The 20254-nt window shown below is 56.2% G+C and carries 16 protein-coding genes; 6 read left to right on the top strand and 10 right to left on the bottom strand.

Translation table 11 applies throughout. The features are described from left to right. Positions 1-28 precede the first annotated feature (28 nt). The 7 genes from CA264_RS07725 to CA264_RS07695 form a co-directional block, all read right to left on the bottom strand. Positions 29-412: a DUF3037 domain-containing protein gene (locus tag CA264_RS07725; protein ID WP_025606054.1), complete on the bottom strand. Its 384-nt coding sequence runs from the start codon at positions 410-412 to the stop codon at positions 29-31. Continuing rightward, positions 390-1190: a HipA family kinase gene (locus CA264_RS07720; RefSeq protein ID WP_025606053.1), complete on the bottom strand. Its 801-nt coding sequence runs from the start codon at positions 1188-1190 to the stop codon at positions 390-392. The genes CA264_RS07725 and CA264_RS07720 overlap by 23 nt, the downstream gene beginning before the upstream one ends. Positions 1191-1220: 30 nt before the next feature. Then, a complete protein-coding gene (locus CA264_RS07715) occupies positions 1221-1691 on the bottom strand; it encodes a GNAT family N-acetyltransferase (protein ID WP_025606052.1) in 471 nt (156 codons plus the stop codon). 120 nt (positions 1692-1811) lie between these two features. Then, entirely contained in the window at positions 1812-3206 is a 1395-nt protein-coding gene (locus tag CA264_RS07710) for an MATE family efflux transporter (RefSeq protein WP_025606050.1), read from the bottom strand. Positions 3207-3485: 279 nt separating this feature from the next. After that, positions 3486-4343 carry a glutaminyl-peptide cyclotransferase gene (locus CA264_RS07705; RefSeq protein ID WP_025606048.1) on the bottom strand — a complete coding sequence of 286 codons (858 nt, stop codon included), beginning with the start codon at positions 4341-4343 and terminating at the stop codon, positions 3486-3488. A gap of 73 nt (positions 4344-4416) precedes the next feature. After that, positions 4417-5265: a sulfurtransferase gene (locus CA264_RS07700; RefSeq protein ID WP_025606047.1), complete on the bottom strand. Its 849-nt coding sequence runs from the start codon at positions 5263-5265 to the stop codon at positions 4417-4419. 25 nt (positions 5266-5290) lie between these two features. Continuing rightward, complete coding sequence (locus tag CA264_RS07695) at positions 5291-5740, bottom strand: NanQ anomerase/TabA/YiaL family protein (RefSeq protein WP_025606045.1); 450 nt, start codon at positions 5738-5740, stop codon at positions 5291-5293. A 202-nt stretch (positions 5741-5942) separates the two neighbouring features. On the opposite strand from CA264_RS07695, the gene CA264_RS07690 reads away from it, so the two are divergent. Next, a complete protein-coding gene (locus tag CA264_RS07690; protein WP_025606044.1) occupies positions 5943-8336 on the top strand; it encodes an endonuclease MutS2 in 2394 nt (797 codons plus the stop codon). Positions 8337-8439: 103 nt separating this feature from the next. Here the strand turns inward: CA264_RS07690 and CA264_RS07685 are convergent, their stop codons facing one another. Both CA264_RS07685 and CA264_RS07680 read right to left on the bottom strand, forming a co-directional pair. Beyond that, a complete protein-coding gene (locus CA264_RS07685) occupies positions 8440-8856 on the bottom strand; it encodes a lipocalin family protein (protein ID WP_025606043.1) in 417 nt (138 codons plus the stop codon). 187 nt (positions 8857-9043) lie between these two features. After that, positions 9044-9496, bottom strand: coding sequence for a lipocalin family protein (locus tag CA264_RS07680; protein ID WP_025606042.1), 453 nt, complete (start codon positions 9494-9496; stop codon positions 9044-9046). Positions 9497-9769: 273 nt separating this feature from the next. Here CA264_RS07680 and CA264_RS07675 point away from each other — a divergent pair, with 273 nt between their 5' ends. Both CA264_RS07675 and CA264_RS07670 read left to right on the top strand, forming a co-directional pair. After that, entirely contained in the window at positions 9770-10201 is a 432-nt protein-coding gene (locus CA264_RS07675; protein ID WP_025606040.1) for a LexA family protein, read from the top strand. A gap of 6 nt (positions 10202-10207) precedes the next feature. Continuing rightward, positions 10208-11521, top strand: a complete 1314-nt coding sequence (locus CA264_RS07670) for a Y-family DNA polymerase (protein ID WP_025606039.1) — start codon at positions 10208-10210, stop codon at positions 11519-11521. A gap of 88 nt (positions 11522-11609) precedes the next feature. Here CA264_RS07670 and topA read toward each other — a convergent pair whose 3' ends face one another. Beyond that, the gene (gene topA, locus CA264_RS07665; RefSeq protein ID WP_025606038.1) at positions 11610-14057 is read right to left on the bottom strand and encodes a type I DNA topoisomerase; all 2448 of its coding nucleotides are present in this window, start codon (positions 14055-14057) and stop codon (positions 11610-11612) included. Positions 14058-14222: 165 nt separating this feature from the next. On the opposite strand from topA, the gene CA264_RS07660 reads away from it, so the two are divergent. From CA264_RS07660 to CA264_RS07650, 3 genes are all read left to right on the top strand, one after another. Continuing rightward, on the top strand, positions 14223-14720 hold the full coding sequence (locus CA264_RS07660) for a SixA phosphatase family protein (RefSeq protein WP_025606037.1): 498 nt from the start codon (positions 14223-14225) through the stop codon (positions 14718-14720). Positions 14721-14821: 101 nt separating this feature from the next. Then, on the top strand, positions 14822-15568 hold the full coding sequence (locus tag CA264_RS07655) for a ParA family protein (RefSeq protein ID WP_025606035.1): 747 nt from the start codon (positions 14822-14824) through the stop codon (positions 15566-15568). A 162-nt stretch (positions 15569-15730) separates the two neighbouring features. Then, the gene (locus CA264_RS07650; RefSeq protein WP_025606033.1) at positions 15731-20254 is read left to right on the top strand and encodes a HAMP domain-containing protein; all 4524 of its coding nucleotides are present in this window, start codon (positions 15731-15733) and stop codon (positions 20252-20254) included.

Genomic DNA, 20254 nt, shown 5'->3' with positions numbered 1-20254 from the left:
TGCATGGGGTTTGGCAGTGCAGCAGCTGTTACTCTACCAGCTGCCGGTATAGTTTGTCAAGTGTTTGCTGTGGGTCTGCGCACAGGCCCGGGTGAACCGGTGAGGTCTGCACCACGGTACTACGGGTAGCGGTGAGCCAGCGGAAGCGTGAGGCTACCGGTAAACTCCCAATCGTGCCGCCTTCCCGGCGGCCCGCACAAATGCGCTCGAAGGCGCGGAGCCGCTCCTGCAGTTCCCCCATATCCACTTTATCGGAAAAAGAACACAGCCGCTGCTCGTTCAGCGCATATACCGTTTTAAGAAATCCCTGGGCGGCGCAATACAGTATCACGCCCACGTTGATAAACTCCTCCCGCTCCACGCACGGCACCACGCGAATAACGGCGTACTCAAATAAGTGCTTTTCTTGCATGCTGTGCTTCTTTTATAAATACATCTGTATGGGCGAGGCGTGTCTCCAGAAACTTGGTGTAAACCTCGCGGTGTTCGCTCACCGACTCAAACGGTGAGTCGATGGTCTGCAGCCACTCATCCGGAATAAGGGCGACAATGGCCTGGATGCGCTCCGGCGTTAGGATGCTGCGAAACGCAGCGTCCACGGCTTCCAGCTCGGTGGCCTGCGGCAGCAGCACGTGGTCTTTTACCTGCACAAAGGGGCGCTTGGCCTGCTCTTCCCAGTTGTACCCGGCATGGTGAAAGTAAAGCGACGCGCCGTGGTCTATCAGCCAGAGTTCCTTGTGCCACATCAGCATGTTGGTGTTGCGGGGCGTGCGGTCCACGTTCGTCACAAGGCAATCGAGCCAGACGATCTGCGAGGCAAGCGTTGCGTCTACAGTCGTAACCAGGGCATCGAAGGTGATGGCGCCCGACAGGTAGTGCAGCGCCAGGTTCAGGCCCTCGCTGGCCCGGAGCAGGTCCTGAATCTCCTCGTCGGGTTCGGTGCGGCCAAAGGCTTCGTCGAGCGTGGCAAACACCAGCTCCGGCACTTTAAAGCCGAGCGTGCGGGCGATCTCGCCGGAAATGAGTTCGGCGATGAGGGCTTTGATGCCCTGGCCTGCGCCCCTAAACTTGAGCACGTACAGAAACTCGTCGTCCGCCTCGACAAGGGCGGGCAGGGAGCCGCCCTCGCGCAGGGGGGTGACGTAGCGCGTCACCTCGACGGTCCGAAGCTCTGGTGGGTTATATTTCATAGATCAGAATACTAATTTAGCGGCCTATGGTTACTTTGCAGGCTGCGCCTTGCCTAACGCTTTCTGCATACAAACGCTGCTCTCCACGCCCGCGTACTGCCCATAGTTTGGGATGCGGGTATAGCCGCACGTTTTATACAGTGCAATGGCCTCCTGCTGCTTTACGCCCGTTTCCAGGATGCAGGAAGTATAGCCCAGCTCCAGTGCCCACTTTTCCAGCTCAGCCAGGGCCTGCCGGGCAATCCCCCGCCCCCGGTGCTGCTCCCGCACAAACATGCGCTTGACCTCGGCAGTATCGGTTGTATAGGCTTTGATCGCCCCACAGCCAACAGCGGCGCCATCCTTATAGGCCACCACCACATGGTGTATCTTGTCGAGCTTGTTAAACTGGGCAAAGAAGGCGTGCTCGTCGCCGTCCTTCTCCCGGAGGTCCTGGTCGAGCAGTGCCACCAGTGCGTGGAAGTCCGGGTTGTCTGAATCAGTTCTGGAAAGGGTAGCCATCTGGTGCTGCTGTTACGTGAGCTTGTGCTTCGCAGGGCAAGTATAAGCAAGAATTTGCAAAACTGCCGCTAAATATCCGCCCGGTGTGCCACAGCTGCCGCTGCTAAGGTGCGAACGGGGTTATACTTTTATCCGTTTCCAGGTGCCGCGCCGGAACAGCCAGCCGCTGACGAGCGCGTGAAAGGAGTGGCAGAAGGCAATGGCGATGAATATGCCCGTGGCCCCGAAGTGAAAGTATAAAGCCAGCAGGTAAGCGAGCGGAATCTCTATGAGCCACAGCACAACAACATTGATGGCGGCAGGGGTGCGAGTGTCGCCGGCCCCGTTAAAAGCCTGCACCATCACCATGCCCAGGCCAAAGAAGACATAGCCGAGCGTGATGATCTGCAGCGCTTCAGTCGCTACGCTGATGACTACGGCCTCGTCGGTGAAAAAATCGGACAGGTGCTCGCCGAAAAGTATGAACACCAGCGTAACAGCCGCCATAAAAACCATGTTGTAGCGGGCCGTCAGCCACACCGCCAGCTCTGCTCTTTTGGCTTTCTGGGCCCCCAGGTTCTGGCCCACCAGGGTGGCCGCGGCCGAAGACAGGCCCCAGGCCGGGAGCAGGGTAAACATGATGATGCGGAAGGCAACGGTATAGCCTGCCAATGCGCTGCTGCCAAACTCGGCCATGAGCCTGGTCAGGAAAATCCAGCTGGCGGAGTCGATCAGGTACTGGCCCACACCGCCCGAGGCCAGTTTTAAAATGCGGATGATAACCCCAACGCTCAGGACCATGTTCTCCCGCGTGAGCTTTAGCAGGTGCTTTCCGTTAAAGAGGTGGTAAAGCTGGTAGAGCACGCCGATGCTTCTTCCGATGGTGGTGGCCCAGGCGGCACCTGCCAGACCCAGGCCCTCTATACTGCCAAGCCCGAAGATCAGGAGCGGGTCCAGGATGATGTTGGCCCCGTTTGCCAGCCACAGCGCGCGCATGGCCAGGTGCGGCTGCCCCGCTCCGCGAAAGGCGCCGTTGATCAGGAAGAGCAGGATAATGGCAACGTTGCCGGCAAAAATGATTTGGGCATAGGTCACGCCCGTGGCGATCACCTCGGGTGCGGCACCCAGCAGGGCCAGTGTTTCCGCGGCGAAGAAAGTGGCCAGGCCGCCCATCAGCAGGGCCAGCGCCACCCCGGTCACGATCAGCTGAAACGTGATGCTTCCGGCCTCGCTGTAGTTCTTCTCCCCAACCCGGCGCGACACCATGGCCGTCGCCGCGATGCTGATGCCCATGCCCACGGCATAGATGATCATCAGCACCGATTCCGTGAGCCCCACGGTGGCCAGGGCGTTCGCCCCCAGCTTACCGACAAAAAAGATGTCCACGATGGCAAACAGCGATTCCATCATCATCTCCAGGATCATGGGTATCGCCAGCAGGATAATGCTGTGCTTGATGCCAAGCATCGTGTAGTCCTGCTCTTTGCCTTTTATGGCAGCCCAAACGAGTTGCGGAAAATCTTGTAGCTTGGGCATAGGGCAAGGTAGCGAATAAGCGGTTTGGTGTTTGCTCAGGTAACTACGGGAACAGGAGGGAGACCGGCTGACGATTCTGCTGATTAACTTCCGCTGCCTCGGACTAATCCAGGCGCAAGCTTCCCCGCTTTAGTCATACTTCGTTTTGCCGCGCCTGCTCCGGGCGAGTTTGCTGCGGAGGTTCACGGCTTATGCCCGGGCTGTTGCAAAGGCTTTTGGCCTAGCCATGAGTACGAAGCGCCAGACTCCTCTGTCTGGCGCTTCGCTATACGCACTTCCTTAGTGGTTGAACTCGATTTCGTAAATGTTCGGCCACATTTTACCTGTCACGTAAATCTTGTCTGTCGCCGGGTCGTACGCGATGCCGTTTAACTCCAGCGACGCCGGGTTCTTGGTTTTCGCATCCTGGGCCAGGCTTGTCAGGTAAAGCTTGCCCACGACCTGCCCGCTTTTAGGGTCAATTTTCACGATGGTATTGGTGGTGTACACATTCGCGTAAATATAGCCGTTGATGTACTCCAGCTCGTTGAGATTCTTCAGAGGGCCGTTGTTGTCGTAGACGCCCAGCGCCTTTGCCTTCTTCAGGGTCTCGGGGTCCAGGTAGGTTAGCTGGCTGGTGCCGTCGCTCATAATCAGGTGGGTGCTGTCTGTGGTCATGCCCCAGCCTTCCTTGCTCGGGAAGGTAAACTCATCCAGCTTCTCAAAGGTGTTGAGGTCATACACAAAGCCTTTTTTAGCCTGGTAGGTAAGTTGGTAAAGCTTGTCGTTCAGGATTACGATGCCTTCTCCAAAGTACTTGTCCCGGTCCAGTTCAACCTTCGTGTCTATTTCGCCTGTGTTTAAATCCACCACGCCCACCAGCGACCTGGTCTGTGGCAAATCAGACGGCGAGCCCGTGCTTTCGTACAGTTTTCCCTCGTGCACCAGCAGGCCCTCTGTAAAGGCGTTGGTGTCGTGGGGGTAAGCTTTGGCCACGCCGTAGTTTATCTCAGCCGGGGCCGGGCCGTATATCGTGTCGTTGCTGACAACGGTTGTTGCTTTTTCCCTGTCGTCTCCGCATCCCGCTAAGGTGCTCAGGGTGAGTAGTGTTGCTGCGAGTATGTTTGTGTTGATGGTTTTCAAGGTTTGGTTGATCATTAGTTATGATATCTTCTTGCGTGCAAAATATGTGCTAATTTTTTTCCTGCATCACCTGGTTAGCACCTGCGCTTTATGGCACTTCTATGCCTGTAGCTACGGGCCGTTCGTTTCTTGACCATTCACTCCAGGACCCTACGTAAAGTTGCGGTATGCCCAAACCGGCATAATCCATTGCCAGCATCGTGTGGCAGGCTGTAACGCCGGAGCCGCAATGTACTACCACGTCTTCCGCCTTTCGGTTGCAGAGGGCCTTCCTGTACCTGGTATAAAGCTGGCCGGGAGGTACAAAAAAGCCACTTGCATCGAGGTTTGTAGTGAAGGGGATGTTAACGGCACCCGGTATGTGGCCCGCCACCAGGTCAATAGGTTCTTTCTCGCCTCTGAAGCGCTCCGGGGCACGCACATCAATTACAAGAGAGGCGGCCGCCCGGGCAGCGTTTGCGGTCTGGTTTATATCAGCGGTAGGCAGGTGCCAGGCTTCAAAGGGGTAAGGCGCACGTGCTGCCGGGGTTTCGGCTGCTGCACCTGTTGGCACCCCCACCGCGACGGCTGCCTGGTAACCGCCGTCCATTACCTGCACCTGCGTGTGTCCGGCCGCTCTTAGCATCCACCAGAAGCGTGCGGCGGCGTTGGCGCCATACTTGTCGTCATACACCACCACATGGCTCTCCGGCGCAATGCCTAACTGCCCCAGTAGGCTCGAGAAGCGGTTGATGCCAGGTAGCGGGTGCCTGCCGCCGTCAGCAGGGCTTGCGTTCTTATTGGCCAGATCCTGTTCCAAATCCACATAGAGCGCCCCTTTTAAATGCGCCGCGTTATACTTTAGCCTCGCGTCCGGCCCTGTTCTGACGTCCACCAGAACCAGGTTTTGCTTTTGCCCGAGCGAAAGTAATGCGTGTGGTTTTATGATTGGTACCATGGCTGTCAATTTAGATGGTTCGCTGCTACTTTACCGCAATTTTTAGCACCACCTTCCGTACGACCTCCTCCGTAACCATCGCCGCGTGCGCATCGTCGGGGTAAAAAATCGTGAAGGAGCCCGCGGGCACATCGAACCAGTTGCCTGTTTTGTCGGGGAAGAAAGCGGCGTCGCGCTCTTCGGTGTAAGGGTCGTTTGGTTCGCTGCAGAGGGCCAGGTCTTTCCAGCCCATGTGGTCGGTGCCCGAGATCACGTACTGTATGTCGATGTACTTGCGGTGTACCTCCAGCTTAGCCTCCTCCTTCGGGCTGCCTTTCGCTTCGGATACAATAGCGAACAAGTCTTTGCCTTTCACTTCGTGCACGCCCGTAGGTACGGCCATCAGGTCTGTCTCTTGCAGGTACTGGAAAGCCAGTTCAAAAAGCGGGTGCATAGAAGTATAGCGCGAAGCGTTGGCAAGTTTGTCGAGAACCATGTCTTTTCAATTAAGAAGTATGAATTAGAAATTATGAACTAGCGGTACCGAGGTGTGGTTTTAAACTGCTTTTTAAAGTATAAGGCCGTATGTCCGGGTGCGTGCTGCCTGTATCGCAACATCTGTCTCGTAAATCGAACAAAACAGCCCTGTATACTTGTTATAGATATTGCTAATTTTGCAGTAAATTAAAAGATAACCGTTGATCTATCCAGAAAACTTTGAAATAAAAATAGGGTTTGCCCAGGTGCGCGAGATGCTCTCAGAGCTTTGCCTGAGCCCGCTGGGCCGCCACTTCGTAAACCGCATGGCTTTTCTGAACCGCCACGACCTGGTGGAGAGGCTGTTGCAACAAACTGAGGAATTTAAACAATTGCTGGAGTCGGACGCTGAGATTCCGCTGCAGCACTACTACGACCCCACGGCCTACCTCGACCGTGCGGCCATCGAAGGCACGTACCTGGATGTGGTGCAGTTCTTCGAGATAAAGATGTCGCTGCGCACCATCCGCGACTCGCTGCGCTTTATCTCAGAGGCAGAGGAGGGGCAATATGAAGCGCTGAAGGCCCTGGGCGCTAACGTAAGCGTGGAGCGCTCGCTGCTGGCTGCTTTAGATAAGGTGGTGGACGATGCCGGCGCCGTGCGCGACGACGCCTCGCCCGAGCTGCAGCGCCTGAAGCGGGACCTGATCGCCCAGCAGGCCGTGCTGCGCAAGACTATCTCGTCTATCATCCGCCACGCCAAAACGCAGGGCTGGACCCCGTCTGACGTGGAGCCGACCATCCGCGGCGGCCGTTTGGTGATTCCGGTGATCGCCGAGCACAAGCGCCGCATCAAGGGCCTGATACACGACGAGTCGAACACGGGGCAGACGGTGTACATTGAGCCGGAGTCTATCTTCGAACTCAACAACGATATCAAGGACCTGGACAACGCGTACCACCGTGAGCTGATCCGCATCCTTGTAGGCCTTACCAACACGCTGCGCCACCACATACCGGAGCTGCGCAAGGCGTACCAGTACCTGGGGCTACTCGACTTTATCCGGGCCAAGGCTGCTTTGGCGCGCCGCATAGAGGCCAGCAAGCCAACCCTGCACAAGTACCCGCTCATTAACTGGAAGCAGGCCTACCACCCGCTGCTATACCTGGCGCATAGGCAGGTGGGCAAACCGGTGGTGCCCATGGACCTGGAGCTGAACCAGGAGCAGCGCCTGTTGCTTATCTCCGGCCCCAATGCCGGCGGTAAGTCGGTGAGCTTAAAAACGGTGGGGCTGGTGCAGTATATGCTGCAGTGCGGCCTGCTTATCCCGGCTGAGGACGGCTCAGGGGCGGGCATCTTCCATGATATCTTTATCGATATCGGGGATGAGCAATCCATCGAAAACGACCTGAGTACGTATAGCTCGCACCTCACCAACATGAAAAAGTTTGTGACGGTGGCCGATAAGCGAAGCCTGGTGCTGATAGATGAGTTTGGTACGGGCACGGAGCCCATATTGGGCGGGGCCATTGCCGAGGCCGTGCTGCAGAACCTGAACGAAAGCCGGGTGTACGGCGTGATCACGACGCACTACACCAACCTGAAAAACTATGCGGAGCGCACGCCGGGCATTGTGAACGGGGCCATGCGCTACGACCACAAGCACCTGCAGCCGCTTTACCAGCTGGAGATAGGCAAGCCCGGCTCTTCTTTTGCCATTGAGATCGCCCAGAAGATCGGCCTTCCGAAGCACATCATCGACAGGGCCAGCAAGCTGGTGGGGAAAGACAAGATCCGCTACGACCGCCTGCTGGAGGAGCTGGAAACAGAGAAGCAGGAGCTGGAGCAAAAGGTGCGTGAGGCCGCGAAGCTGGAGCAGAAGCTTGCCAAGTCGGTGAAGGAGTATAACGAGCTGCGAAACTTCCTGGAGGAGAGCAAGCAGGATGTGATGCGTGAGGCCAAAGGCAAAGCCAAGCTGTTGCTGAAAGACGCCAACCAGAAGATCGAAGCTACTATCCAGCAGATAAAGCAGAGCCAGGCCGAGAAGGAGAAAACCAAGGAGGCGCGCCGGGGGCTGGAGGAGTTTGCCCAGGAGGTACGCAAAGAGGAGCCGCGCCCTGCGCACAAGCGCATCGCCAACGGGCGCATAGAGGAAGGCGATAACGTGGCCCTGGTAGGGCAGGACTCTGTGGGCCAGGTGGTCAGCATTAAAGGTAAAACGGCAGAGGTGCTGTTTGGCGGCCTTAAAACCATTGTGAAGGTGGATAACCTGGAGCGGGTAGAGGGGCAGATAGCCAAACCGAAGAAGTCTAAAATGGAGGGCTCCGGCAGCTTCAGCCGCGGCATGAACATGACGCAGCGTATGGCCGACTTTACCAACACCCTGGACATCCGGGGCGAGTATGCCGAGGATGCCCTGAACAAAGTGATGAACTTCACGGACGAGGCACTGATGCTGGGCATCCCGGAGATCAAGATCATACACGGCCGTGGCAACGGCGTGCTGCGCCAGGTCGTGCGCGATTACCTGTACTCGGTGCGCGAGGTGGCGAGCGTAGAGAACGAAGCCGAGGAGCGCGGTGGCGACGGTGCTACGCTGGCAGTGCTGAAATAGCCTAAAGAGCAACACGTATAAAAAGCAGCAAGGCCTCTCCAACTGGAGAGGCCTTGCTGCTTTTTATACGTTAAGCGGGGACTGAATACTGGCCTGAGAAAACTCAGTTCCTTTCAAACCTGTACTCCAACCCGTCCTGCACGTAGTGCAGCTCGTTTTCATTGAGCAAGGAGATAACAACTTGGTGTTCTCCACGAGTGCCTTCATCGAAGAGGATTACGCGCTCGTTGTTGGCGTACTCCCAGGTGCCATCAACCACGGGTGCGTCATCATAATGGTCAATGTAAGTGCCGTCGCGCTCAAAGTTCGACGTATACTTGCTGAAGTCAAATCCATCCTCTGCTAAGATGTCATCCGTTACGTTCTGCCCCATGTAGTAGATAGCACTTCCGGTCCACTCGCCGTTGGTGAGCAGCGAAACGTTGGGAGAAACATCGTCATCATCGTCGTCGCCGCAACTTGTAAAGGCTGCGCAGCACAGTGTGAGAAACAGAAAGTAGAGTAGCGTGTGTTTTTTCATATGCCGGGGGTTAAATGTGACTAATGCTGTTAAAGGGGCTGTTTAAAGAACTTACTTATAAGAAAGCGAATTAGTTGCTCCCGGGAAGGAATAGGGGCTCTTAGCACAGCCAGGGCCTGGGCCGCTTGCAAAACAGCGAAGGCTCCCAAAACTGGGAGCCTTCGCTGTTCATGGCTGTGAGCTGTTATTAGTGTATGTAGTGTATTTGGATTTTGCTGCTGCCAAGCTCCTCCTCAAGCTCTTCGTCCTCAAACTCCAGGTGTAGCTCGGAAGCCGTTAGCTTCAGCACCTTCGCGCTGGACTCATCGGTGCTTCCTTTGTCGAATACGATCGTCTTCTTGCCATCGGCGTATTCCCACTTGCCCGAGCTGGACTCTCCGAACACGGACATCGTGCCGGTCCCGTCTGCGTTAAAGCGCAATGTCCAGGTGGCAAGGTCGAGCTGGCCCATACTTTCCCTGAACAACTTGTCCCGGGTTACCAGCTCTTCGCCTACTTTAAGGGCATTGCCTTTCCATACGCCGGTTGTTAGCAGCTCCTCTGTAGGAGCAGCATCCTCGTCATCGTCTTTGTCGCAGCTTGTTAAGGTGAGTGAGAAGAGCGCAACGAACAGCAGCGCCAGTAACTGTAGCTTTTTCATATTTTCGGTTATGAGGATTTAAGGTGTGTAAAAGTAGGAGATTAGTTGGATATGAAATGAAAGTGCGTCGAAATATTATGAGCTATGATGCGGATAATCCTGCACGAGAGGCTGACTGCCTGTTAGTTTGCCGCCGCCTCGCCCTCGCTCCGTAGTTTTTATAAGCTCTGAAGGCCAAGTCGTAAGCTTGATGTGCTAAAATAATTAGTATTTCTATATAGATTTTGCTAATATTGTTCGTAAACTAGCGGTATGGAAGCAAGAGTTATACCTATGAAGTTGTGTGAGGAGGGCGTGCCGCTGCATGCTTCGCCTGCACATAAGTTGTTGTTGTTGTTTGCGTCGGCGGTTCGTGCAGGCTTTCCGAGTCCGGCAACAGATTACCAGGCCGACCCTATTGATTTAAACACATACCTCACCCAAAACCCAACATCCACCTTTCTGGCCCGCGTGGAGGGCGACTCTATGATAGGGGCCCATATTGAGTCGGGAGACCTGGTGGTGATAGACCGGTCTTTGAGGCCAGGCAGCGGCCGCATTGTGCTGGCTTTTATTGCCGGTGAGTTCACCATTAAGCGGTTCATGCTGAAGCCCGACGGAGCGTACCTGGAGCCAGAGAACAGCAAGTATAAAAGTATAAAAGTGAGCGAGCCGGACATGGGCCTGATCTGGGGCGTAGTGGTAGGCGTGGTAAAGAAAGTATAGCTGCCGATGAACACAAGCCGATTTGCCCTGGTAGACTGCAACAGCTTTTATGTGTCGTGCCACCGTGTGTTTCAGCCGGAGCTGAACGGCAGGCCGGTGGTGGTGCTCAGCAACAACGACGGCTGTGTGATTGCCCGCTCTGATGAAGCCAAGGCCTTAGGCATTAAAATGGGTACGCCATACTTTCAGATGAAGGAGGTGGCAGGGCAGGAGCAGGTAAAGGTCTTCAGCTCCAACTACGAGCTGTACGGCGATATGTCGCGGCGCGTAGTCAGCACGCTGGCGCAGTTTACGCCTCACCTGGAGATCTACTCCATCGACGAATGCTTTCTGGATCTGAGCCACCTGGCGCCAGAGGAGGTAAAGGCCTACGGGAAGAAGGTGAGGGAAACTGTGAGGCAGTGGACAGGTATACCGGTATCCGTAGGCGCGGCCTGCACCAAAACCCTGGCCAAAGTGGCCAACAGGCTGGCTAAGAAGCAGACCGGGAAGGAGGCCGGCGTGCTGGTGCTGGCAAACCAACAGGAGGTAGAGCAGGCGCTGCGGCAAACGGAGATAGGGGATGTGTGGGGTATTGGCCGCCAGCATGCCAAACGCCTGCGGCAAATGGAGGTGCACACCGCCTGGGGCCTCCGCAATCTGCCGGAAGGCTGGGTCAGGAAAAACATGGCTGTTACCGGGCTTCGGACTTTACTGGAGCTGAGGGGGGAGCCCTGCCAGGACCTGGAGCTGGCATCCCCCGCCCGGAAAAACATCTGTACCTCGCGCTCCTTTGGCAGGCCCGTGGCAGAGCTGGGGCATGTTAAAGAAGCCCTCTCCACCCACACGGTGCGCTGCGCCACCAAGCTGCGCGGGCAAGGCAGCTGCGCCTCCAGCCTTACAGTGTTCCTCATGACCAACCGCTTTGCCGTAACCGAACACGACTACTACAGCAGCCGCACCATACAGCTGGCCAGACCCACCAGCAGCGAGCTCGAGCTGCTGCGCCACGCTAACGCTCTCTTGGAGGATATCTTCCGCGCCGGCAGGCGCTATGTAAAAGTCGGCATCATGCTACACGAACTGATTCCGGCTTCTGAAGTACAGCTCGACCTGTTTACGGCTCGCAACGAGGAGAAGCAGGGCAAGCTGATGGCGACGCTCGACTCTCTGCGGCAGCGCTTCGGGCACCATGCCCTGAAGTATGGGGTACAGGGGGCCAGGAACGAGGGCGACACCTTTGAGAACGAAGCGGAGAAACCACCCTGGATGCTGAAGAGGGAGTTTGCATCACCCTGCTATACCACCAACATCCGTGAGGTGCTGGTTGTAAAAACATAAGAGCCACCCTTGGTAAGGGGTGGCTCTTATACTTGATTTATGAAGATAGCCTTTCGTAAACTTTGTACCTCAGGCTATGTGCCGATAACTAGGCTTTTTTCTTGGCTGCCGGCTTCTTAGCCGCTGGCTTTTTGGCTGCGGCTTTTTTGGTGGTGCTTTTTGCTTTGGTCGCCGTCTTCTTCTCGGCGGCCGGTTTTTCTGCGTCTGCCTTTTTCTTAAAGCCGCCCCGGCCTTTTTTCTCAGGTGTGGCTTCTGCTAAAGCAATGCACTCCTCCAGCGTCAGCTCGCTCGGCTCTTTGTCCTTCGGGATTTTCACGTTTTTCTTGCCGGCCACAATGTACGGGCCGTAGCGTCCGTTCAGCACCTGGATGTCCGGGTTCTCCGGGAAGGATTTGATCAGCTTTTCGGCATCGGCCTTGCGCTTGGCCTCAATCAGTGCAACGGCTTCCTCAGCCGTTACCTTCAGCGGGTCCAGCGTTTTGGGCAGCGAGTAGAACTTGCTGTTGTGGCGAATATATGGGCCAAAGCGGCCAATGGCAGCCGTCATGTCCTTGTCCTCGTAGGTGCCCACTATGCGCGGCAGCTTAAACAGCTCTAGTGCATCCTCCAGCGCCAGGCTCTCGATAAACTGGCCTTTGCGCAGGCTGGCGTACACGGGCTTCTCTCCCGTCTCCTCGTTCTCCTCGCCCAGCTGTACGTAAGGGCCGAAGCGGCCTAGCTTTGCCACAATGGTCTTGCCTGTCACCGGGTCGGTGCCCAGCTCGCGGGCCCCGGATACGTCGGCCCTGGAGATGTTCTCGCTCGACTCGATGCGCTTGTGGAACTTCTGGTAGAACTGATCCAGCATGTTTTCCCACTCTTTCTGGCCTTGCGCAATTTCGTCGAACTCAGCCTCCACACGTGCCGTGAACGAGTAATCGATCACGTTCGGGAAGTGCTCCACCAGGAAGTCGTTCACCACCATGGCTGTGTCGGTAGGGAAGAGTTTGGCTTTCTCGGCACCGGTAATCTCCGTTTTGGTTTGCGTAGTGATGTCGCTCCCCTTCAGCGTGAGCACCTGGTAGTTGCGCTCCTTGCCCTCACGGGTGTCTTTCTCCACGTACCCGCGCTTCTGAATGGTGGAGATGGTCGGCGCGTAGGTAGACGGACGCCCGATGCCCATTTCCTCCAGCTTCTTCACGAGGCTGGCCTCTGTGTAGCGGGCGGCAGGGCGGGTAAAGCGCTGGGTGGCCAGCATCTGGCGCAGACTTATGCCTTGGCCAATGCTCAGCGGCGGCAGCATGCCCTTTACATCGTCATCTGCTCCGTCCTCTTCATCGTCCTTCGACTCAATATATACTTTCAGGAAGCCCTCGAACTTGATTACCTCCCCGGTTGCCTGCAGTTTCTGGTCTGGCTGGGTAGAGATGCCGATGGTCACGGTGGTTTTCTCTATCTCCGCGTCAGCCATCTGCGAGGCAATGGCGCGTTTCCAGATCAGCTCGTACAGGCGCTGCTCGTTGCGGTCGGAGCTGGCCACCATCTGCGAGAAATCGGTCGGGCGGATGGCTTCGTGCGCCTCCTGTGCCGAAGCCGACTTGGTTTTAAAGCGACGCGTCTTCACGAAGTTCTCCCCAAAGGAGCTTGTTATTTCGCGGGTAGCGCCCTGTATGGCCTCGTCCGATAGGTTCACGGAGTCTGTACGCATGTAGGATATCTTACCCGATTCGTACAGGCGCTGCGCCACGGTCATGGTCTGGGCCACAGAGAAGTACAGCTTGCGGCTGGCCTCCTGCTGCAGGGTAGAGGTCGTGAACGGAGGTGCCGGGCTACGCTTGAGCGGCTTTTTCTCCAGGTTCTCGATTTTGTACTCTGCGCCAACACAGGCCTGCAGAAAGGCCTGGGCCTCTTCTTCTGTCTTGAACTTGTGGGGAAGTTCGGCCTCCAGTGTCCGGCCCTGCACATCAAAGGATGCCGTGACACGGAACGTGGCCTCTGCCTTGAAACGCTCTATCTCGCGCTCGCGCTCCACCACCAGGCGAACCGCCACCGACTGCACGCGGCCTGCCGAAAGGCCTGTCTTGATTTTCTTCCAGAGCACCGGCGACAGCTCGAAGCCCACCAGGCGGTCCAGTATGCGGCGTGCCTGCTGCGCGTTCACCAGGTCCATGTCAATGCCGCGCGGTGTGCTGATGGCGTTGAGGATGGCGTTTTTGGTGATCTCGCGGAAAACAATGCGGCGTGTTTTGGCGTCGTTCAGGTCCAGGGCCTCGGTCAGGTGCCACGAGATCGCTTCTCCCTCGCGGTCGTCGTCCGATGCAAGCCATACCATCTCGGCTTCCTTTGCCAGTTTTCGCAGCTGTGCCACCACCTCTTTCTTGTCGCTGGATACAACGTAAGTCGGCTTAAAGCCGTGCTCCACATCGATGGCGTTGTTACCCTTGGGCAAGTCGCGCACATGGCCGAAGCTAGACTTTACAACAAAGTCTTTCCCTAAGTATCCTTCAATTGTCTTTGCCTTTGCAGGCGACTCTACTATGACTAAGTTTTTTATCATCCTTTATCTTTGACAGGCGAAACAGGCCAAATTTTGCCCAAAGTTCAAATTTTTTTTTCAACAATTACAACCTGATTCGTATAACATAGGTTTAATACCATACAAAAACCACCGGTTCTGTAAGACAGGCTGGTACTACAAACTATACGGCCAGTAAAAGACTTTATGCAAAGAATTGTACTCCTCTGCCGTCATGCCGAGACTTTCGACCCTTATCCACTACAGCCCGACTTCGAGCGTGAACTCACGCCAGCGGGCCAGCAGCAGGCACGAAACACCGGAAAGTGGCTGCGCGAAAAATTTTTAAAATTGGATGCTCTTTTGGCAAGTCCCGCCGTGAGAGCCAACTCCACGGCCCGCGTTATTGCCAGTCGCCTATACTTTGGCGAAGAAAATATTTCCTATAACCCCGACCTCTACAACGCCCGCGAGTCAAAACTGATGAACAGCCTCGGTGAGTTGCCCGACCACGTGAAGCAGGTGCTGCTGGTTGCCCATAACCCCGGCATCACACGGCTGGCACGTGAGTTAACGGAACAGCAGCAACTCGGTTACCTGGAGCCCGCCAGCGTGGTGGCCGTCGCCCTGGAGCTGGAGCACTGGCAGGACATCCATGTGACCACTGGCGTGCTGCTAGCCCACAATTTCGAGTCGGTGCTGTAGCCGCGCCCTCCGCAAGTATTATTTTCAGGTTCTACTTTATTTCCCTAGCTTAGGGGCAGGGCAGGTATTGCACCTGCCGCGATGCAATTTAACATCAACGTATGAAGACGAATGTAGTGGCCGTGATCAACCAAAAAGGCGGCACTGGTAAAACAACTACAACCATAAACCTGGGCAGCGCCTTGAGTAAACTCGGTAAAAAGGTTCTGCTGCTTGACCTGGACCCACAAAGCAACCTGTCCTACTCCCTGGCGGTTACTACCCCTGCAGCCACACTGGCAGATGTTTTTCAGGGAGAGAAAAGTATAAACGACGTGCTGGTGGAGCGCGACGGCCTGTGGGTTGTGCCCGGCTCCAACGAGCTGGTGGATATCGAAATCTCTCTGGTAACGCAGCCGGAGCGGGAGAAATTCCTCAAGTCTATACTGGCAGAGGTGAAAGGCTTTGACTTTATACTGATAGACTGCCCTCCTTCGCTCTCTGTGCTCACCCTGAATGCGCTGACAGCGGCGCAGGAGGTGCTGATCCCCCTGCAGATGGAGGTGCTTACGCTACAGGGCCTGGACCAGATCATGAACACCATAAAAAAGGTGCAGAAAACATTTAACCCGCAACTAAAAGTAAAAGGAGTCGTAGTGGTGATGTTTGATGTGCGTCGGAAGCTAAGCCTGGAGGTGCTGGAGTACCTGCAGGAAAACGTGCGGGAGAAGATTTTCCGCAGCCAGATCCGCATGAACGTAAAGCTGGCCGAGGCCCCGTCTTTCGGCCGGAGCGTACTCGACTACGATGGCTCCTCCAACGGTGCCAAAGACTACAGGGCACTGGCAGAAGAGTACCTGGAATCCTAGAATGCGTCTTTTAAAGCCACTGAAGGCTTAATTTTATACTTGTATCAATTTTGCGTAAATTGCACTTGTTTGAAACCTATTGCAGCAACCTGCGCCGTACGCTTATGGGCATGGCCGGCCTGGCAGAAGGTTTGAAGACACCCTATTCCAACCAAAGAAACTATGGCCTTAGGTAAAAACTTGAAGTTGAGCAAAGACAAGCTCATCAGTGATGTAGAAGCCAAAGAAGAGCAAAAAGGCGCCTCCAGTGCGAAGGCCGATAAAGGCGATTCTACCACAGCCGTGCCTGACGCACCAGTTAAAGCAGATGCCCCGGCTGCCAAGGAACAGGTGGCAGGAGCAGCGGCACCTGCCAAACCAGCCGGTAACCCTCCCGACATAAAAAAGAAAAGACAAGGGAAGCTTCCGAGCAACCCCGACTATATCAGCGACCAGCTGAACAGGGTGCTCTATGCCCTGGACGCCTTTAAAAAAGGCGACGTGTCGGTGCGCCTGACGAAGCAGAACGACGACATCTTTGCCGATATCGCCGAAGCCTATAACTCCATGGTGGAGATGATCGGCGGGGTAGGCGGTGAAGTGTCGCGTATCTCCAAAGTGGCTGGAGTAGAGGGAAACCTGAAAGCCCGTGCCTCTGCCGAAAGCGCCTCCGGTTTCTGGAAGGACATGATCAACAACATCAACGGCCTGGTGGACTCCATTGCGGTGCCGGTACTGGAAGTAGGCAAGGTGTTGAAGAACATTTCGCGCGGTAACCTGGATGAAACATTCCAGATCCCGGTGTCCGGTGACTTCAAAGTAATGGCCGAAACCATTAACCGCACCATCGACAACCTGAACCTGTTTGCCGGTGAGGTAACGCGTGTGGCGCTGGAGGTGGGTACTGAGGGTAAACTCGGTGGCCAGGCATCGGTGCCGAACGTGGCCGGTATTTGGAAGGACCTGACCGACAACGTGAACACCATGGCCAGCAACCTGACCAGCCAGATGCGCGACATCGCCAACGTGGCGACCGCCGTGGCGAAGGGTGACCTGACCCAGAAAGTATCGGTGGATGTGCGCGGAGAGTTTGCCCAGCTGAAGGACAACGTGAACCAGATGGTGGACTCGCTCAACATCTTCGCCGATGAGGTGACGCGCGTGGCCCGCGAGGTGGGTACCGAGGGCAAACTCGGCGGCCAGGCCCGGGTGCCGAACGTAGGCGGGGTTTGGAAGGACCTGACCGACAACGTGAACACCATGGCCAGCAACCTGACCAGCCAGGTGCGCGACATCGCCAACGTGGCGACCGCCGTGGCGAAGGGCGACCTGACCCAGAAGGTAACGGTAAACGTGAAAGGCGAAATAGCCGACCTGAAAGACATCATCAACCAGATGGTGGTTTCCCTGAACATCTTCGCCGGTGAGGTAACGCGTGTGGCACGCGAAGTGGGTACCGAGGGTAAACTGGGCGCGCAGGCCAACGTGCCGCGCGTGGAGGGTACCTGGAAAGAGCTGACCGACAATGTGAACACCATGGCCAGCAACCTGACCAGCCAGATGCGCGACATCGCCAACGTGGCGACCGCTGTGGCGAAGGGCGACCTGAGCCAGAAGATCACGGTGGATGTGAAAGGGGAGATTGCCGAACTGAAGGATATCTTAAATGAAATGGTGGACCGACTGAATGTGTTCGGCGCGGAAGTAACGCGTGTGGCACGGGAGGTAGGCACCGAAGGTATACTAGGCGGGCAGGCCAACGTGCCGAACGTGGCCGGTATCTGGAAAGAGTTGACGGACAATGTAAACTACATGGCCAGCAACCTGACCAGCCAGGTGCGCGACATCGCCAACGTGGCAACCGCCGTGGCGAAGGGCGACCTGAGCCAGAAAGTAACGGTAAACGTGAAAGGGGAGATTGCTGAGCTGAAGGTGAACATCAACCAGATGGTGGACTCGCTCAACATCTTCGCCGATGAGGTAACGCGCGTGGCCCGCGAGGTGGGTACCGAGGGTAAACTGGGCGGCCAGGCAACGGTGCCGAACGTAGGCGGGGTTTGGAAAGAGCTGACAGACAACGTGAACACCATGGCCAGCAACCTGACCAGCCAGGTGCGCGACATTGCCAACGTGGCAACCGCCGTGGCCAAAGGAGATTTGGCCCAGAAGGTGTCCGTGGATGTGAAAGGCGAACTAGGGGAGCTGAAGGAGAACATCAACCAGTTGGTAGACTACCTGAACATCTTCGCCGGCGAGGTAACGCGTGTGGCGCTGGAAGTAGGTACGGAAGGACGCCTGGGCGGCCAGGCCAACGTGCCGAACGTAGCCGGTGTATGGAAGGACCTGACCGACAACGTGAACACCATGGCCTCTAACCTGACAACCCAGGTGCGGGGTATCGCCAAGGTAGCGACGGGTGTAGCGAAAGGAGACCTGACGCAGAAGATCACGGTAGAGGCCCGTGGCGAAATTGCAGAGCTGAAAGAGAACATCAACTTCATGGTGGACTCGCTTAATATATTTGGTGATGAGGTAACGCGCGTGGCACGCGAAGTGGGTACCGAGGGTAAACTGGGCGGCCAGGCCAACGTGCCAAACGTTGGCGGCACCTGGAAGGACCTGACCGACAACGTAAACTCCATGGCCTCTAACCTGACCAGCCAAGTACGCGACATCGCCAAAGTAGCGACTGCCGTGGCAAAAGGCGACCTGACCCAGAAAGTGTCGGTAGAGGCACGCGGAGAGATCTTGGACCTGAAGGAGAACCTAAACCAGATGGTGGACTCACTGAACGTATTTGCCGATGAGGTAACGCGTGTGGCCCGTGAGGTGGGTACCGAAGGTAAACTGGGCGGCCAGGCCAACGTGCCGAAGGTGCGCGGTACCTGGAAGGAGCTCACCGACAACGTGAACACCATGGCCAGCAACCTGACACTGCAGGTGCGCGACATCGCCAAAGTATCGACAGCCGTTGCCAAAGGCGACCTGACTCAGAAAGTATCCGTGGATGTGAAGGGCGAACTAGGAGAGCTGAAAGAGAACATTAACCGCATGGTGGACTCGCTCAACATCTTCGCCGGTGAGGTAACGCGTGTGGCGCTGGAAGTAGGTACCGAGGGTAAACTCGGCGGCCAGGCCAACGTGCCGAACGTAGCCGGTGTTTGGAAAGACCTGACGGACAACGTAAATACCATGGCCTCTAACCTGACAACCCAGGTGCGCGGCATTGTGAAAGTAGTAACCGCTGTATCCAAAGGTGACCTGACCCAGAAACTGACGCTGGAAGCCAAAGGCGAAGTGGCTGAACTGGCTGATACCATCAATAACATGGTGGTGGACCTGAACCGGCTAGCCGGTGAGGTAAGCCGTGTGGCCAGGGTAGCCGGTGTGGAAGGAAAACTGACGGAGCGTGCGGCGCTGCAAGGCGTTGGCGGAAGCTGGAAAGAACTGGTGGACACCCTCAACGACCTGCTGGAGTCCATCGTGACGCCGGTGCTGGATGTATCCAGAGTGGTGCGTGCTATTTCGGAGGGTGACCTGACGCAGAAAGTGGAAGCACAGACTGCCGGAGACATTCTGGACATGGCCAATGCACTGAACCTTGCCGTGGACAACCTGAATGCGCTGCTCGGCGAAATAAACGACTCCTCTCTTGTAGTGGGAACCTCTTCAGAAGAGATGGCTTCCAAAGGGTTGGAAATGAACAAAATAACGCTGGATGTGGCCCTGGCCATGCAGCAAATGGCGGAGGGCGCGCAGAACCAGGCCCTCAAGACAGACCAAGCCTTTAAACTGATCGAGGAGATCATGAAGGCGACCAAAGAAACCGCTAACCGGGCAGAGGTAGTAAACAAATCAGCCAAGGTAGGTGAGGAAACCTCGCAGCATGGTCTGAAAACAGTGGCCGAGGTGGTGAAAAACATGGAGGAGATCTCCAGCTCTGCCGCCCAGACAGCCCGCACAATTGAAGTACTGAGCACACGCTCGCAGGAAATATCCAAGTCGCTTGGCGTGATTACCGACATTGCCGCACAGACCAACTTGCTGGCCCTGAACGCGGCCATTGAGGCGGCCCGTGCCGGTGAGGCTGGCCGTGGTTTCGCGGTGGTAGCCGAGGAAATCAGGAAGCTGGCAGAAGGCTCTCGCAAATCCGCCAGTGAGATTTCGACGCTGGTGGACGACGTGAAGAAAGACACCGCCTCTGCTGCAACAGCTATCTCCACCATGGAGGGCCGTGTAATGAAAGGAAAGAACGCCACCTTCGAGGCGTCCGGAGCCTTTAAGAACATTGCCTCTTCGAGCGGTGAAACGCTGCGTACCGCGCAGGACATCCTGACGGCAACAGAGATACAGAAATCCTCCATCGGGGATGTAGTGAAGTATGTGGAGGAAGTGGTGGCCATCGCCGAGCAAACGGCCTCCGGAACGCAGCAGGTGGCAAGCACCGCCAAGCAGCTTTCCGGTTCGATGCAGGAGCTGACGTCATCCTCTCAAAACCTGAACGACATTGCCGCTGACCTGCAGGTGAGTATCTCCGCCTTCAAACTTATTGACGGCAACCTGGTATTCATCAACAGAAAAAACCTGATGACCTCTGTTCCGGCCAACAGCCGGTATGAAAGAAGCCAGACAGGCAACACCAGGCAGGCAACCCGCTCATCGCTGGCTAAAAACGGTTCTGCGAAAAAAGACGGTAGCAAGGCGTAG

The organism is Pontibacter actiniarum, assembly GCF_003585765.1.
Classification (GTDB): Bacteria; Bacteroidota; Bacteroidia; order Cytophagales; family Hymenobacteraceae; genus Pontibacter; species Pontibacter actiniarum.
Note: the sequence above shows the minus strand (reverse complement) of the source record. Positions and strands in the feature narration are given on the sequence as shown.